The 15,829-nt window shown below is 62.7% G+C and carries 17 protein-coding genes; 5 read left to right on the top strand and 12 right to left on the bottom strand.

Annotated features, from left to right (window positions below):
* Positions 1 to 371 precede the first annotated feature (371 nt).
* The 5 genes from M3498_06605 (at position 372) to M3498_06625 (ending at position 5,925) form a co-directional block, all read left to right on the top strand.
* Complete coding sequence (locus tag M3498_06605) at positions 372 to 587, top strand: hypothetical protein (GenBank protein ID MDQ3458953.1); 216 nt, start codon at positions 372 to 374, stop codon at positions 585 to 587.
* Positions 588 to 1,380: 793 nt separating this feature from the next.
* Entirely contained in the window at positions 1,381 to 2,664 is a 1,284-nt protein-coding gene (locus M3498_06610; GenBank protein ID MDQ3458954.1) for a lipase family protein, read from the top strand.
* Between the two features lie 86 nt (positions 2,665 to 2,750).
* Complete coding sequence (gene lnt, locus M3498_06615) at positions 2,751 to 4,292, top strand: apolipoprotein N-acyltransferase (GenBank protein ID MDQ3458955.1); 1,542 nt, start codon at positions 2,751 to 2,753, stop codon at positions 4,290 to 4,292.
* A complete protein-coding gene (locus M3498_06620; protein ID MDQ3458956.1) occupies positions 4,292 to 5,170 on the top strand; it encodes a TlpA family protein disulfide reductase in 879 nt (292 codons plus the stop codon). The genes lnt and M3498_06620 overlap by 1 nt, the downstream gene beginning before the upstream one ends.
* A 56-nt stretch (positions 5,171 to 5,226) precedes the next feature.
* Positions 5,227 to 5,925 carry a response regulator transcription factor gene (locus M3498_06625; GenBank protein ID MDQ3458957.1) on the top strand — a complete coding sequence of 233 codons (699 nt, stop codon included), beginning with the start codon at positions 5,227 to 5,229 and terminating at the stop codon, positions 5,923 to 5,925.
* A gap of 37 nt (positions 5,926 to 5,962) precedes the next feature.
* Here M3498_06625 and M3498_06630 read toward each other — a convergent pair whose 3' ends face one another.
* From M3498_06630 to M3498_06685, 12 genes are all read right to left on the bottom strand, one after another.
* Positions 5,963 to 6,328 (bottom strand): DUF3147 family protein, encoded by a 366-nt coding sequence (locus M3498_06630; protein ID MDQ3458958.1) that lies wholly within the window; start codon positions 6,326 to 6,328, stop codon positions 5,963 to 5,965.
* Positions 6,329 to 6,501: 173 nt separating this feature from the next.
* A complete protein-coding gene (locus M3498_06635; protein MDQ3458959.1) occupies positions 6,502 to 7,017 on the bottom strand; it encodes a GerMN domain-containing protein in 516 nt (171 codons plus the stop codon).
* A gap of 258 nt (positions 7,018 to 7,275) precedes the next feature.
* On the bottom strand, positions 7,276 to 7,683 hold the full coding sequence (locus M3498_06640; protein ID MDQ3458960.1) for a four-helix bundle copper-binding protein: 408 nt from the start codon (positions 7,681 to 7,683) through the stop codon (positions 7,276 to 7,278).
* 191 nt (positions 7,684 to 7,874) lie between these two features.
* Positions 7,875 to 10,022: a heavy metal translocating P-type ATPase gene (locus M3498_06645; protein ID MDQ3458961.1), complete on the bottom strand. Its 2,148-nt coding sequence runs from the start codon at positions 10,020 to 10,022 to the stop codon at positions 7,875 to 7,877.
* Positions 10,019 to 10,441: a hypothetical protein gene (locus M3498_06650; protein ID MDQ3458962.1), complete on the bottom strand. Its 423-nt coding sequence runs from the start codon at positions 10,439 to 10,441 to the stop codon at positions 10,019 to 10,021. The genes M3498_06645 and M3498_06650 overlap by 4 nt, the downstream gene beginning before the upstream one ends.
* Positions 10,442 to 10,453: 12 nt before the next feature.
* Positions 10,454 to 11,332: a fructose-bisphosphate aldolase gene (locus tag M3498_06655; protein MDQ3458963.1), complete on the bottom strand. Its 879-nt coding sequence runs from the start codon at positions 11,330 to 11,332 to the stop codon at positions 10,454 to 10,456.
* 25 nt (positions 11,333 to 11,357) lie between these two features.
* Positions 11,358 to 11,741 carry a hypothetical protein gene (locus M3498_06660; GenBank protein ID MDQ3458964.1) on the bottom strand — a complete coding sequence of 128 codons (384 nt, stop codon included), beginning with the start codon at positions 11,739 to 11,741 and terminating at the stop codon, positions 11,358 to 11,360.
* Between the two features lie 87 nt (positions 11,742 to 11,828).
* Entirely contained in the window at positions 11,829 to 12,410 is a 582-nt protein-coding gene (locus M3498_06665) for a hypothetical protein (GenBank protein ID MDQ3458965.1), read from the bottom strand.
* Between the two features lie 206 nt (positions 12,411 to 12,616).
* Positions 12,617 to 12,976 (bottom strand): cytochrome c, encoded by a 360-nt coding sequence (locus tag M3498_06670; protein MDQ3458966.1) that lies wholly within the window; start codon positions 12,974 to 12,976, stop codon positions 12,617 to 12,619.
* 14 nt (positions 12,977 to 12,990) lie between these two features.
* A complete protein-coding gene (locus M3498_06675) occupies positions 12,991 to 14,430 on the bottom strand; it encodes a glucose dehydrogenase (protein ID MDQ3458967.1) in 1,440 nt (479 codons plus the stop codon).
* A gap of 429 nt (positions 14,431 to 14,859) precedes the next feature.
* On the bottom strand, positions 14,860 to 15,273 hold the full coding sequence (locus M3498_06680) for a DUF2231 domain-containing protein (protein ID MDQ3458968.1): 414 nt from the start codon (positions 15,271 to 15,273) through the stop codon (positions 14,860 to 14,862).
* A gap of 127 nt (positions 15,274 to 15,400) precedes the next feature.
* Positions 15,401 to 15,664 carry a BON domain-containing protein gene (locus M3498_06685; GenBank protein MDQ3458969.1) on the bottom strand — a complete coding sequence of 88 codons (264 nt, stop codon included), beginning with the start codon at positions 15,662 to 15,664 and terminating at the stop codon, positions 15,401 to 15,403.
* Between the last annotated feature and the right edge of the window lie 165 nt (positions 15,665 to 15,829).

Genomic DNA, 15,829 nt, shown 5'->3' on the forward strand with positions numbered 1-15,829 from the left:
GAACAATTCTGCCCCAACCCCGACTGTCCCTGCGGGGAGCTACGCGAAAAAGCTAGAGGCAAGGTAGGCGCAAGCAACATCAATGTCCACAGCAAGAAGGAAAGGCGCTACCTCTGCAAGAGTTGCGGCAAGACCTTCAGCGAGACCAAGGGAACACCCTTTTACTACCCAGTCGAGCTGGGCGAACGGCCTCAAGAAGAGAACCGACCTGGTCGTGCTGGTGGTGACACTGTTAGCTCACGGCTGCCCCGTCCAGGCTGTGGTCGCCGCCTTTGGTTTTGACGAACGCACCGTTTGCGAGTGGCTCAGGCGTTCGGGAGCACAGTGTAGGGCCACTAGGCCCCCGCTAGTGCGGGTACTACATTGCTATCGTGCAGGTCATCAAGAGGCGCGTAGAGGGTGTTCTCGCTGTCGAGCGCCGCATCACTCAAGGCAGTGAGGAGATGGTCGGGCGCGTACTACGTGAGAGTCAAGGGGGCGGGTGTATCAACTTCGCGCAGCACCACGAAGTGACCGCCTACATCGAGCGGCTCAACGCCACCTTCCGGCAGCGCCTGGCCTGCCTGGCAAGGCGCAGTACCCGCTAAAGCAGGGCACCTTCGCGCTCTGGTGCGCACCCCGGAGCTGCTTGAACAAAGCATGCACCTGGTCGGCTGCCTCTACAACTTCTGCACACCCCACCAAAGTGCCCGGCGTAGCGGGTAGAGTCTGCGTCTGAAGCTCTACCTTGAAAGTGCCCTGCACAGCGGGTACACACATCGTCACCGCTGGGTCAAGCGCACCCCGGCAATGGCGGTAGGCCTGACCAACCACTGCTGGTCTGTCAAAGAATTGCTCTGCTTCAAGGTAGCGCCTCCACCCTATGAGCCGCCTAGGCCTAAGCGCCGAGGGCGATCTTGTGGGGGCCTGAAGGGCTTTGTAACGTGACCACGATTCCCTGGGGACCTACCGTACCTGTTACGGGATGGTTTAATTCCAGAGAGTCCCTTAGCCCCACAAGCCTTACCTACCATCATCTGCTTTGCCCTTGGCCTCCTGTCTGAAAAGGTTAGTGGAAGGGGATGACGAGCTTTATTGAGACTTTACATTCGCACCCTATAGTGAAGTGACTATGCCATCCGCTCCCCCCATCAGGTTATTGAACACCAAGACAAGAGCCTTTCCACAGCTCGAGCACAACGCTTCAAGCTCTGATGGCTGGTGTTGTCTTGGCCCTTTTTACCCATGGTCCTTCCTGCCCGGCGCCGTCGCCTCTCGCCTGGCCCTTCGGCCTCATCGCAACGGCGCCGTAGGAGAAAGCCGCGCTGTTGCCCTTCGCTTGGGTGGTGATGGCCTAGCTGTACGGCTCGGGCGTGACTGGCTGTACTTGAAGCGCGCCCAATGACCATTCCTGTCAGCCTTTGGAGGCGAGCGGAGCTCCAGTTGCGACCTGGGCTCGTCACGGCGTGTCTGGCGCTGTGGCTGATTCCGGCCTTTGCTGCGGCGCAAGAAAGCGACTGGCGCGGCGCGATCAGCCAAATGCGGTTTGTTCAATCGTTCTCAACCGCTGAGATTAACGCCTATAGCACTAAGCTCTACTCGAGGGTGACACCCCCCCAAGCCCATTACGCGGTGGACCTGTACCTACTGACCTTTACCAGTACCGATGAGGACGATAACCCTATCGACATCGTCGCGCAGCTCTACATACCCAGGCTCGACTACTTGGGCGAGGTGCCTGTTTACATGATGGGTTCGGGAACCACGGGAATCGTCGGCAAGTGCGCGCCCTCCAGGGAACTCCCTGAAGTGCGCAACTGGGGCAACTACCGAGCGCACATGCTCTCGTACGCGAGCCAGGGATACATCGGCATTCTCCCGGATTATCAGGGCTTCAACGACGCAGAGGGCCTGCACTACTACTTCGTGGCCGATCTGGAAGGCCGGGTGATGCTGGACGCGGCCAGAGCCGTTTATGCTGTTTTCGAGAACTCACCCTTGTTGGTTGCACCAAGCGACGACGTCTTTCTGGCGGGCTACTCGCAAGGCGGCCACGCGATCTTTGCCGCCACCGATCTCGCGCCCGATTACGCGCCCGAAATCAACGTTCGTGGGGTCATAGGTTACGGGGCGACCACAAATGTCGCTGCCCTGATGCGTGACATTCCCTACTTCACGCCCTACATCCTTTATGCCTATGCCCAGTACTACGGCCCCGACACGGCCGACGTCGCACGCGTGCTGAACCCCCGCTGGATCCCCACTTTTGAGCAGGACGTCACCGGCAGGTGCATTGACGAAATGTCCACGTACTACGGCCAGGATCCACGGCAAGTCTATCAAGCGGAGTTTTATGACGCTCTAGTCAGCGGACGCCTTGCGGAGCAGTTTCCAAACCTGCAGGCCGCACTTGACATGAACTCGACGGGTGTAGTCCGCGGTGAGGTGCCCTCCCTCATCCTCCACGGCGGCGCCGATCCTATCGTCACCACCCCCTCGCAGGACGCCTTCGTGCGGCAGCAGTGCAGCCTGGGCGCGAGCGTCACCTACCGCGTCTACCCTGGGGTTCATCACTTTCAGGTCAGGCAGGTTGGCTTTCGTGACGCTCTGGCCTGGATGCAAAGCATCGTCGATGGCGAGGCGCCACCGTCGGACTGCGTCCGTCTGCTGAGCCAAAGCCGGTGAGTGAAAGCTGTAAGCGCTAGGACTTTATCCAAGCTTTACATTGCCGTCCTATAGTCGCTGCTGTGTTCTCGCCTTCGCCCGCTCGGTTGCTGACAACTGCAGGGAACTTCGGCCAAGCCCGAGGCTCGAGGCTTTCCCTGCAGGCCCTGACGTCCGGCGTCATTCTGGCACTGCTCTTTCTTCCTTACCCGTGGTCTTTCCTGGCGCCCTTGCCGCTGGCCTGGCTCTTCGGTCTCATCGCGGTCACGCCGAGGCTCGAGGACGCCTTCAAACTCGGCTTCCTAGCGGGTTTGGGCTTCTTCGCAGTGCACCTGCTGTGGCTTCCTGTAAGCTTCGCGGATCTGTTCGGCCCGGGCATCACCCTGCCCATGCTCATCTTGCCCCCGCTGCTGGGCGTTTTCTGGGGCGTAACAGCCGTGTTCGGCCGCATGACCGGGCGCTATACCCTGCTGACGTTGCCCTTTGTCTGGGTGGTGGTGGAGCATCTGCGCAGCCTCGGCACGCTGGGCTTTACCTGGGGCACGCTGGGTTACGCGTTTTTGCCCACGCCCATCATTCAGGTGGCTGACCTGGGTGGGGTCGCCCTAGTGAGCCTGCTGGTCGCTTGGAGCGCGGCCGCACTGGCCGCGGCGCGGTTCAAGCTATGGTGGCCCGTGCTGAGCATAGCCGGGGTGCTCCTCGCCGCAGCCGGCTACGGCCTGAGCCGGCCTGAATCACCTCATGCGCCCACTAGGGCGGGTCTAGTGACCCTAGCACCTGCGCCGGACCGCAACGTCTTGCTGGTCCAGGGCTCGGTCAACCCCTTCGAGAGGGCTCAAGCCCGTTCCCTGGGCGAGCTCGAGCTCTACGCCGACCTGAGCAGGCGCGGACTGAGGGCCGGGGACGGTGGTCTCGACCTCATCATCTGGCCTGAAGGGGCCTCGCCCCTGCCGCCGACGCTCGACTTGGTCCAGGAAGTGCTCTCGAGCCTAAACACCCCGCTCATCCTCGGCGCGCCCACCATCGAACAGGACGGTTTCCGCAACAGCGCCTATGGCTTTACGGGGGGCGTCACGGGGCGCTACGACAAGGTCAAGCTGGTTCCCTTCGGGGAGTTCTTCCCGCTGCGTGACTCGCTGGCCTTCGCTTACGACCCCCTCTTCGCCGCCATCGGTCTGCCCGGCATGACCGGCGCTCTGCCGGGGGAGAGCTACCGAACACTCGAGCTTAATGACATCCGGGCGGGCACCTACATCTGCTACGAGTCCGCCTTCTCCCAGCCGGCACGAGACATGGCCCGCAGCGGCGCCAACCTGCTGGTCAACATCTCCAACGACGCCTGGTTCGGCCGCACCACCGGGGCCGAACAGCACTTTCAGATGGGCCGCGTCAGGGCCATCGAGACCCGGCGTTACGTCGCGCGCGCCGGCAACGACGGCATCACGGCGGTGATCGACCCGCTGGGCCGGGTTACGCAACGCTTCCCCAGAGGAGAACGCGCGGCCTTCACAGCCCAAGTAGCCCTCAGCGATACGCTGACGCCCTACGTCCGCTGGGGCGACTGGGTGGTCGGCTTGAGCGCGCTGGCCCTACTGCTCCTCGTCCTCGTGACGGCCAAGGGTGGCTGGCGACGCGAGAGGCACTGGTAATGCCCGACGTCCTTACGGTGGGGCCGTTGCTGGTTCCTACGCTGCGGGTGGGCCTCCTGCTCTCGCTGCTGCTGGCCATCTGGGCGGCCGCTCGCGCTGCCAAGCGCGACGGCCTGGACGCGCCCTGGGTCAGCAGCGTGGCCGAAACGAGCGTTTGGCTGGGGCTGCTGGGCGCCCGCCTGGGTTTCGTGATTCTTAACTGGAGCGCCTACCGGGACGCTCCGTGGACCGCGCTCTACCTCTGGCAGCCGGGTTACCTACCCGCCGCAGGCCTCCTGGTCGGCGCGGCTTACATGCTTTGGCGCCTGTGGTGGCGCGGCTCCACCGAGCGCGGCCCCCACCTGAGGGCGCTGGCGAGCGGCTTTGGCGTTGCCGCCCTGCTCTTTGGAGGGCTCTTCGCCCTAACCACGCTGAGGCCCAGCCCAGGAATTCTGCGCGCGGGCGACACGGTGCCGGATTTCACCTTGCAGACGCTCGACGGTGAGGCCGTCACGTTCTCGAGCCTCGAGGGACAGGCCGTGGTACTCAACTTCTGGGCCACCTGGTGCCCACCCTGCCGCCGCGAGATGCCTTTGCTCGACGCCATCCAGGCCGAGTATGGTCCCCGCGGCGTGACCATCGTCGGGGTCGACCTGGGTGAACCGGCGGCCACCGTGCGAAGGTACATCGACTCCGTCGGGGTCGATTATCCCATCTGGGTGGACGCCCCCGGCGACACGCCTGGAGTCGACCGCAGCCATGACCTTTACGCCAGCTTTGGTGGCGTCGGCCTGCCCACCACAATCTTTATCGGTGCGGACGGCATTATCCGCGGCAAACAGGTCGGTGAACTCAATCGGGGCATCCTGCAGAGTCAAATCGAGGCGATGTTGCCCTAAACGCCTGTGTCGGAGGCTAGCTTTTCGGGACGGTAACGCCGGCAGAGGAGCTCGACATGCCGTGCACCTCGAACATCGAACAGCAAAAGCGCACGCGGCTGTTTATCTGCGACGCGTTCAAGCTCTTCCGGCAGGCGCTAGGGCACCTGCTCAACCACCAACCTGACTTTCGGGTTATCGGCGAGGCCGCCACGGGAGAGCAAGCCCTCCGGCTCTGCCTCGAGCTCAGCCCCGACGTGGCTCTTATTGACCTTCAGCTGCCCGACATGAGCGGCCTCGAGGTCGCGCAGAGCCTCATGATTTGTACTCCAGGGACCCGCATCATCCTTCTAGCCATCGAGATCAGCCGACGCAGTGTACTTGAGGCCGTCGAAGTGGGCGTGACAGCGTACCTGCCGAAGCACGCGGAGGCGGAAGTGCTCGCTGTGGCCATTCGCCGGGCGGTCGGGCAGCACAAGCCCTTGGCGCACGATGCGGTCGAGCCCCTGCTTGCGCGCTATGGACAGGGTAACGCGAGGTTTCTAGAAAGAAATGACGAGCCTACGCTCACCGAGCGTCAGCGACAAGTGCTGCGATTCTTGACTCAAGGAGCCTCAAACCGCGAGATTGCCGGCGCGTTGGGCATGTCAGAAAAAGCCATCCGCAACCTATTGTCAGAGGTGTACCAGTTGCTCGACGTCCGTAACCGCACTGAGGCCGCCGTATACGCGCTGCAAAGGGGCTGGTTGGCGAGCCTTGACAGTCTAGCATCATGATCCCTTTCGCGCCGTATTGAGGCGGTGCCGTGCTGCCTTAAAGCTTAACGCCAAAGCGCCCCATCAGGGCAACATAGAGGCTATAGGCCACAATCATAACGGCTGCGGACAGCAGCAGTGAAGGCACGAACTTCAAACCCAGTCTGAGCAGTGTTGGGAGGGCGACGAAGAAGAGCAGTGAGGGAAGTACCGCCCAGAAGATCGAACTCGATAGGTCGATGATAGGCTCAACATCTCGAGTGTCGTAATAAAGCCAGATGATCGCCAGGACAGAAGTTAAGGGCAGTGAGGCAATGATGGCCGCGAAAAGCGTGTAGCGCTTCGCCACCTCGGCAACCGTGGCAACGATGAGCGCCGAGATGAGGACCCTCAAGATAAATTGCGTCATCGGGACTTCCGCCATTCGAACCCATCCGCCTGTCGCTCGAGTGGGACGTGAGACAAGGGTTCATGCTGAACGGGCGGACGTGGAGGACGCACTGCGGCCAGTATAGCATGCTAAGATAGCAGCCAGCTTACCCCTCAGCTCCGCAGATGCGGCGCTATACCAACACACTGAAAGTCGGCGCCGTCAAACTACCAGACTGGGAGCGTTTCATGGTAAGTCCGGTCCCAGGGGTTGTCAATAATCAACCCCTGACCGCTAAAAACCTTTACCGGCCAACCTTCAACATCAAGAGACACACGCGTGACCGCGGGATCCTCGGTTAGGGTGTAAAACAGTTGGTTGAGACGCGCCGTCATAAGTGTGGTGCCGCCACCACGCTCAAATTCAGCCGACAGGTTCACGGTGACCAAGCCGCCCGCGAAATCTAAGTCCAGGACCCTGGTCTCTTGGGGCATCGCTGAGCTGAGCCCGCGGGCCTTTTCCTCGGCGTTAGGTCCCGCAATCAGAGCGTCAAGTGCGTTCTTGAGTCTGGCTTCTTGATCCTGAACACCCAAAGGGCGGCTGACCGGCTCCAGTCGAGAGTCAAGCTGCTGGCTTCTAACAAAGTACACAGTGCCGTTGGCAGGGCTTCTGAGCGTCCAAATCAGCAGCGCCGCGATAACCGCCAGTACCAGTAAAGCCACAACTAGCGCTGTGTACGTCACCCTACGGCTCATCAGTTAAACCTGTTCACGGAGAGTTTCCGAGGCCCGACACCACACCTTATGGCTGCCAGTGGTAAGCAACCATACTGTACACGACCACGTTAGGCCGATCAAAGACGCGACGATTCAAGCAAGCGTTCACGTTTGTGGATTCCTCATGTCGATGTTCTAAGGTAGCATTGGCTTTCACAAAGCTCTTTGTTCCAGCACGCTTTGGTAGGTATGGGCTCTCATGCTAGGTGTGGGCCTGAACGTTCGTTAGGCGGGGATGGCGGACAGTAGCCTGTTGCAGGCCTCCTCGCAGCGGCGGCAGGCTTCGGCGCAGACCCGGCAGTGTTCCATGTGCCCGGCGTGCCTTTCGCACTCGGCGCCGCACACCTGGCAGGCGGTGGCGCAGGCTTGAAGCTGGCTGCGAATGAGGTTCCAGTCGGGCTGCGTCTGGCGGGACAGGACTCTTCCCGTCGCATCGCACACGTCCGCGCAGTCCAAGTTAAAGCGAATGCACTGCACCACTTCCTGGACGTTCTGCTCGCCGAGGCAGGCATCAGCGCAACTTGTGCAACTCTGCGCGCAACTAAAACACTCTTCGATGCAGTTGACGAGAGCGGCCATATCGACCTGCGGTTGGCGTGGGTGAGTTCTGAGCATGTCCTGAACGTGATTCATTATGACTCCTTCCATTCTTTGTTCGCTGTTTACGTCTTCGACGAATAAAATCCTGCTGTGACAGTTACAAGCCCTTTCCCGAAGGGTCGGCGGGGCGAATCACCTTCACTACCTAAAGTTAAGAGCCCATACCTGAGCTCTTTATACTGCTGTTTTGTTAAGGTTTTGTAAAGCTCGGCTTCAAAGAGCTCTCACACCAGCTTGACCCGCCGTAACAGCACGGCGTTGATGGCCACGACGACCGTCGAAACGCTCATCAGGACGGCCCCCACGGCAGGAGAGAGCAGAAGGCCCCAGCCGTATGCGACGCCTGCCGCCAGCGGTAATGCCACCACGTTGTAACCGGTCGCCCAGAAGAGGTTCTGGATCATCTTGCCGTAGCTTGCCTTGGAGAGCTTCACCACGCGCGTCACGTCGAGCGGGTCATCGTGGGTGAGAACCAGGTCGGCCGACTCGATAGCCACGTTAGTGCCCGCGCCGATGGCGATGCCAAGGTCGGCTTCTAAGAGTGCTGGGGCATCGTTGATGCCGTCGCCTACAAATGCCGTCTGGCCATCCCGCTTGAGCTCCGAGACGATCTTGGCCTTATCCTGAGGCAGGACGCGCGCGTGATAACGCTCGATGCCGATGTCCTTGGCCACGGTCCTGGCGACGGCCTCGGCGTCGCCGGTGATCATGACGGGCTGGACGCCTAGTGCCTTGAGGGCGCGCACCGTCTCGCGGGCACTCTCGCGCACCCTGTCGGCCAGGGCGAAGAGGGCCAGCACGCGCCTCTCGTCCATCATGGCAATCACGCTTTCACCGCGGGCTTCGGCCTCGTTCAGGCCCTTCTCGAGCTCACCAGGGAGCTCGAGCCCCTGCTCTGAAACCCACTCGGGACGGCCGATGCGGTAGCTTGCGCCTTCAACCACACCCTCGACGCCCTTTCCGGCCACGACTTTGAAGTCGCTGACGCTAGGCGACTCGAGGCCGCGCCCTTCGGCTTCCTCGACCACGGCTTGCGCGAGGGGATGCTCGCTTCTCGCCTCGAGCGCCGCGGCGAGACGAAGCGCCTCGTCTTCGGGCAGGTCGGCAACGTAGACCGCGCGCACCCCGAACTTGCCCTCGGTCAGGGTGCCGGTCTTGTCGAAAGCGACGATCTTGAGGTCGCGGGCGCGCTCAAAGGCCTCGCGGTTGCGCACCAGGATGCCGTTTCGTGCCGCCATCGAGGTGGCGTTGACGATGACGAGAGGAATGGCCAGGCCCAGCGCGTGCGGGCAGGCAATCACCATCACCGTCACCATGCGGGTGATGGCGAAGTTCGGGGCGAAACCCAAGAGGAGCCAGGCGATCAGCGTGAGAGAACCTGCGCCGAGGGCGATATAGGTGAGCCAGGCGGCCGCGCGGTCGGCGAGGTTCTGAAAGCGGCTCCTCGACTTCTGGGCCTCCTCGACGAGGCGCTGGATTTGGCTCAGGGTGGTCTGGTCGCCGGTACGCCTGACTTCGGCGGTGAGCGCTCCCTCGCCGTTGACAGCGCCAGCGATGACTTCGTCGCCTTCCCCTTTGGGGATGGGACGCGACTCTCCCGTGAGAAAGGCTTCGTTCACGCTCGAGGCGCCGTCCATGACCACGCCGTCGACGGGAATCTGCTCGCCGGGACGGATGAGGATACGGTCGCCCTCCTCGAGCTCCTCCACGGCAACGTCTTCGCTCCTGTTTCCCACCAGCCTGTGGGCCGTCGCGGGCACCAGGGAGGCAAGCTGCTCCAGGGCGCGGCTCGCGCCTTGCACGCTGGCCATCTCGATCCAGTGCCCCAGCAGCATGATGAGGATCAGGGTGGCCAGCTCCCAGTAGAGCGGCATGCCTTCGATCAGGCCGAAGGTCACCGTCAGGCTGTAGATGAACGCAACGCTGATGGCCAGCGCAATCAGCGTCATCATCCCCGGCTGTTTGGCCCTGAGTTCGCGCCAGGCGCCCTCGACGAAGGGCCAGCCGCCGTAGAAGTAGAGGATGATGCTCAAGACGGGTTGCAGCCAGGCCACGCCGGGGAACTGAACAGCCTGGTAGCCAAACCACTCCTGAAAGTGCGCGTCAAAGTACAAGATGGGAATCGTCAGGACGAAACTCAACCAGAAACGGTTCCTGAACATCTCGGGGCTGTGCCCGGCGTGCTTGTCGTGGTCCGCATGCCCGGCATGGGCGTCGTGCGCGGGAGAGGTCTCGAGCGGCCGGGCGTGCTCGACCCGGTCACGGAGGCGGCCCTCGACGTTTCCTGCCGCGTCGTGTCCTGCGTGGGGGTCGGTCGTATCAGCGTGCTTCTTGGCGCCGTGGCGGTGATGCTTGTGCTGGTCGTGGTTCATGATGACTCGTCTGGGCGTAACGCTTCAGCGAGCGCCTCGAGAAGCGCTTCCTTCTGGTTGTAGGAGGGCCGCATGAAGACCAGCGCAGCGTTCGTCCAGTCTTGCACCGCAGCGATCTCCTGACCGCCGTCGTTCAGCTTGAGATGGGGGTAGGCGCCGTACTCCACGAACATGTCGAACCGCTCCGCAACCTGCTCGAGCTTGAGCACCTTGTCCCTGTCGAAGCGCACGACGTAGGGGAGGAGGAACGCGGGCTTTCCGCAACTGCCCCCCAAACCCACCATCGGCAACCCCGCCAGGCTCGGCGTGTCGTACTTGCGGGCACCGCGCGCCAGGAAGGCTTCGCGGTCGTGAATCTGATCTCGCGCGGCCTTGAGGCCACCCACGTACTGTCCCAACGAGACACTGTTGTCTGCCATGATGCTCTCCTTTTAAGCGTGATCCTTAACGATCTGCAAGAGTCTTTTTGAAAGCTCGAGCGCGCCGGGGTACGAGCGCTGCCAAACGTTGCGCCCGAAGATCAGCCCGGCACAGCCCGCTTCCAGGGCGAGGCTTGCTTGCGTGACGGCCTCGTCCTCGGCCACCCGCGCCCCGCCCGAGGCGAGCACCAGGGCGCGGCCCGCCACCTCGACCACCCGGCGCATCGCCTCGGACGGTCCCACCGCCACGCCCTGATAGTCACCCGGGTACTGATCTTTCCTGGCGGGGTCATAGCGCGGGATGTTCACCTTGACCACGTCCGCCCCCAGTTCCAGCGCCGCTCGAGCCGCGTACTCGACGGCGAAGGGTGAATCCTTGCCGCCCCTCCTCTCGACGTCCCGGCCCCGCGGGTAGGCCCAGACGATGACGGGCAGGCCGTAACGCTCCGCTTCCGCCCGCACGGCCTGAAACTGGGCGATATCGCGGTCCTGGGCGGGCGAGCCGACGTAAAGAGTGTAACCGACGGCGAGTGCGCCCAGCCGCAGGGCGTCCTCCACGGTGCCGGTCAGCGGGCTGAAGGCCTCGTCGTCAGCGGGAATACTGGTTTTGCCGTTGAGCTTTAGGACCAGCGGCACGCTCTCGGCGTAGCTGGGCAGGTACTTCTCGGCCAGGCCCAGGTGCACCGCGATGGCGGAGAAGCCCGCCTCGGCCACCAGGCGGAACTGGTGCTCCGGGTCGGCGGCTTCAGGCGCATCAAAGAAGTCGATGGGGCCATGCTCGAGCCCCTGGTCGATGGGGAGAATCGCGAGGCGGCCGCCGGTCCGGCTTATCATGGCATAAAGGCGGCTGCGTTTGCCGACGGGGAGGTGGCTCAAATCGGTAGGGTTCATGAAAGCTCTCCTTGACGCTAGGGTCTCAGCTGAGCAGTAGCCGCCGAGATGGCTCGCGGTTGATGTTTAAGCCAGCGCAGCAGGCGGGTGACGCCGGCGAGGGCGAGTGCCGTGATGAGCGCAAAGGCGGCGTAGCCGAGCGGCTGGACGTAAGCTGGTACGTCTCTCGCCGGTCGCGCCAGAGGCCGTAGAGGCTCATCACTAGAACAGTCGCCATGCTCGCGTAGAGGAAGTTGTGTGGCGGCGTGAAGAATGTGTCGCGACCGATGTCGATGTGCCAGGCGATGTCCCAGTAGATACCGAGGAGCCCCGCCAGTGCCCCGGCCACCAACACCGGCAGCACACCTAGAGACCAAAGGTCACGCGCTCGAGCAGGGGCCCTGCCTACCTTTGGAACCAGCTTGCTCATGAGGACCTCTTTCTACGGAGCGGGAGTGACTGTCCTTCTTGGCCGCTGCATTACTATACCCACCCCAGGGGGGGCCGGTCAAGTCTGCTATTTTCCGACGGGGTGGAATCGGCCTTCTGCCTCGTCACCTTTGGAAGCGTTGATTTCAAGGGGTGCTACCTCCTCCCAGGCATGGACCATCATCTCGGCGAAGGCAAACACGTACCGATCCCACTGCCGGCGTAGCGACACGTAGCTGTCCGCCCCAGCTTCAGCGTCCTCGGCTACCGCGATGCCCTCCGCCCTGAATCGCACCAGCGCATGATGGTAGCGCTCCCGCCAGGCCACCAAAGCTTCCTCTCCTGGCCCGCCGTCGGGGTCGCTGTCGGCCAAAAAGGAGGCCGAGAGAGCTTCGAGAAGCTGCTGACCGCTGCCCCACAACGCGGCTACGGCTGCGCTGTGCACGAGCGAGGTACACCTCTCCTCGTCCAGGCCGCTGCGGATGAGCGTCGCGGCGTCCATCGCCACCAGCACTACCCTGGCCATCGCGTAGTGCGTCTCGCGGAAACGGAAGCAGTGCAGCACCGGGTAGAACTGGTGGGGCTCGTAGAGGTTGACTACCTCCTGGGCGATGCCGGCAAGATCTTGGCGGGCCCAGCCAGTGGCTGCCGCTTTTTTTACAGTTTCCATACACCTCCTCCGCTGTCGGGCGTAGAAAGGAAGCGCATGGAGCTTTGTGGCACCAGGGCCACGCTTGGGTGGCCCTGGTGCAACCGAGGAACAACCGTATGAACCACCACTATCAAGCATGCCCCGAGCACCCTTTGGCACCGGCGTGCGCCGCGTCACGTCCCGCGCTCGCACGCTAGCCACCGAGCATATGCTCACCGAAGCGCTCACTGGCTTGCCGCCTCGCTGCCGTGCTCTCGCAGTCTCGCTAGGTACACGACCAGGGCGTCCAGCTCCTCATCGCCGATTCTCTCCGCGGAAAAAGACGGCATCGCGCCGATGCCGTTGCGCACCTGAAACTTAATCATGCCCGAGGTGAGCGGCTTGTTGTTGAGCGCGAAACCCAGGCCTCCCGCGCCGCCTGGGTGGCATTGTTGGCAGTTGGCATAAAAGACTCGCTGCCCCAGAGCCACCTGCGGCTCCGAGATGTCGAGCGCTCCCAGGATAGGCTCGCCGCGATAGGCCGGACCGCAACCGACCCCTGTTAGCGCCAGTCCGCCCGCCAGCAGGATGAGAGCCTTTCTCAACCTCGGCCAACCATTCATCTTTTTTCCTCCCTGGCGATGCGCCAGAGGACGCCCGTGCCCGCGCGAGGCTCCGGCCCCTGCTCGCTCATGGTCATGACGCCGAAATCAACCACGTATAGGTCGCTGCCGTCAGGGCTGAAGCGCACCGCCACCGGGCGCTCGAGGCCGCCACCCCCCACTTTTGAAGCGGGGCCATCAGGGTCGCGGTTGACGGCGAAGTCCTCGCTGACGCCGCTCTCCACATCGACCCGGACCACCTTGAAGCCCACCGGGGCCATGACCTTGCCGACATCCGGGGCCATGTCGCCAAACTGGGCGATGAACGCCTGTCCAGCGTAGCCAAAGGCGGGATTGCTGGAGAAGTCGAACCCGTTAGACGAAGAATGGACGCCGAGCAGCGCCACCGGTTCGGGCGGTGCGCCAGGGTGCTCTGCGAGCAGAAAGCCAGGTGCACTCTCGCCCGGCGGTTGGAACCAGTCCGCGTCCGTCAGCGGCCGGCCCGCGTAGAAGTCGGGCCAGCCGTACCAGGTGTCGGGGGTAACGCGCCAGAGCAAATCACCGGCGCCGAACACGGGGCGGCTGCCGCGGACATCGTACTGGTTTTCCGTCACATACAAGCTGCCGTCGGGCGCCCAGGCCAGCCCGAAGGAATTGCGGAAGCCCCAGGCCACCACTTCAGGTGGGCCGCCCTCGAGCGGGACGCGCATTACCGCGCCGTTGCAAGGCACCTGCCCCGGAATCACCTGCCCTGGCTCCGTCGGCGTACCGAAGGGCACAAAGGCGCCCGTCGTGACCTGGTCCTGCAGATCTTCCGTGAGGGGGTTGGGGGTGGTAAAGTTCTTGCCCGCCAGCGTGATGGCCTCGCAGGGAGTGTCGCGGAAGTCCGGAAACCTCTCCAGCCAACCGAAATCGTAACTGTCTATTCCCACAACGGCACTGTTGGTGGCAGTTCCCTGCCCGAAGTACACCCAGCCGTCCCTGACGACCGGACCGTCGGTGTGATGGTCGCCCAGGCTGGGCAGGCCCTTGACTAGGGGCGTAACGCTGCCGTTCATGTCTACACGGAGAATGCGGCCGCCCTCGAGCACACCCCCCTCAGCGATGTAAAAGGCGCCATCCGCATAATCAACGCCGTTCCACGGGGGATTGGTGCCTATAGCAATAACACTCAGCGCGCCATCAGGCCTCACGCGCAGCAGACGCGGCGTGGTGAAGGCCTCGCCGTAGGAGTAGCCTGCTTCGACGACGTACACCTGTCCCTCATCGTCAAACGTCACCCCGGTGGGAAAGGTGAGACCAGTGGCGACTGGCTCGATCCGGTAGCCCTCGAGCAGGGCTATGTCGGCAGGCTCGACCTCGCGAGGTGCCTGAAAGCCAGTCTGACCCCCGCCTTGGGACTCGAATATCGGGAAACATCCGCTTAGGCCCAACAGCGCGAGGCTCGCCGCTACCAGAAACGAGAGACCACGCAGGCACGCCACTGCGGCCCTGGCACTCCCTCCTACTGTCACTTTCCAGCCCGGTAGGCTGCTCACCTTGCGGCCATTATCCATAGCGCCATCTTTCCTGATGGTCATGCGTGTTCCTCTCTTCTCTGTGGAGATCCTTGCTGCCCCGCGTTTCGCTTCGGAGGCGAGGCGGTAGGTAGTGTTCCAACAGGGCAGACAAGGCCGTCACCGCCTGAACCGTCGGAGAAGTGCCGCTCTTCCTGCCACCGCTACCGTAAGCAAAAGAAGCACCTCGAGTCCCGAATTGAGTGGCTGTCTCACGAGCGATGCCCGGTGGGATGCCCGCAATGACAGCGATCTGGTCGTGCAGTTGTCGTGGCATGATTTTTCTCCTTCGTCACTTCGCATTTGGTCTGCAGCCTGACTTGCCGAAACCTACGTGTCGTGCTTGCTGCCGTGCCCGATCACGCCAATCAGATGCCGGTAGGAAAGCTCACCCCCGTACCAAACCGTCAAACCCAAGAGTGCAACCGTCACAGTCGAGAGGAGGAGCCCCCAGGGCAGGAGGGCTGCCGCAGGAGCGTTCCGGCGCAGCAGCAGGTTCACGAGCGCCAGCACCAGCACGTTGGCATTGCCGAGGAAGTGAATCCAGCCGGCGTCGTGCGCGCGGGCTCGCTTGATGGTGAGAAAGTCGGTCAGGCCGAAAACAGCGGCCAGCGCACCCATCACCAGTCCGGCACCGACCAGCCAGAGCGAGGCTTCCGCCCAGAAGGGGTCAGCTGTTGCCCAGTAGCCAAGGTCGGTGGCGAGCGCTCCGATTAAAAAGGCGATCGGGAAAGGAACCAGCATCGGGTGGACTGGATGACCAGCGATCGCTGCTGTACTCCTCACACCTTCACTATGATCTTCCGCCATTGTTCTACGCCCCTTTCTAGACACTGCCACTCGGCGGCAACCGTCTTCACTACCGTTGACGCTAAGCCTTGTCTTGCGCTTGCTGACGTAGCTGGTTATGAGTACCCTTGACGCCCGAGACCCTCTCGAGCGCGTCCTCCGCTAGGCGCGTGGTACGGCGGTTGTCCACCGTCCCACCGAGGGTGATCTCACCGCCCTCGACCTTCACCTGAATGCTTGTGGCGTCCAGTCCGCCGTGATAGGTGAGGCGAGCGTTCGCCTCGGTAATGTCTGAAACGTAGTTGAGGCCGGCTGTGAAGACCTCGAGCCTGTACCCTTCAGGCACCTGAACATCGGCTGAGTCCTTCTGAATCGTCTCCTGGGCGAGGACTGGTGCTGCAAGATATAAAAGAAAGGCGATGAGTACGACGCGGCGTGTGGCGGTTCCTGTTCGTGCAACATTGCTTCCCTCCGGTAACGTTCCCAAAACGTGTCTTGAACGGTTAAGTCG

It is taken from the genome of Deinococcota bacterium (assembly GCA_030858465.1).
Classification (GTDB): domain Bacteria; phylum Deinococcota; class Deinococci; order Deinococcales; family Trueperaceae; genus JALZLY01.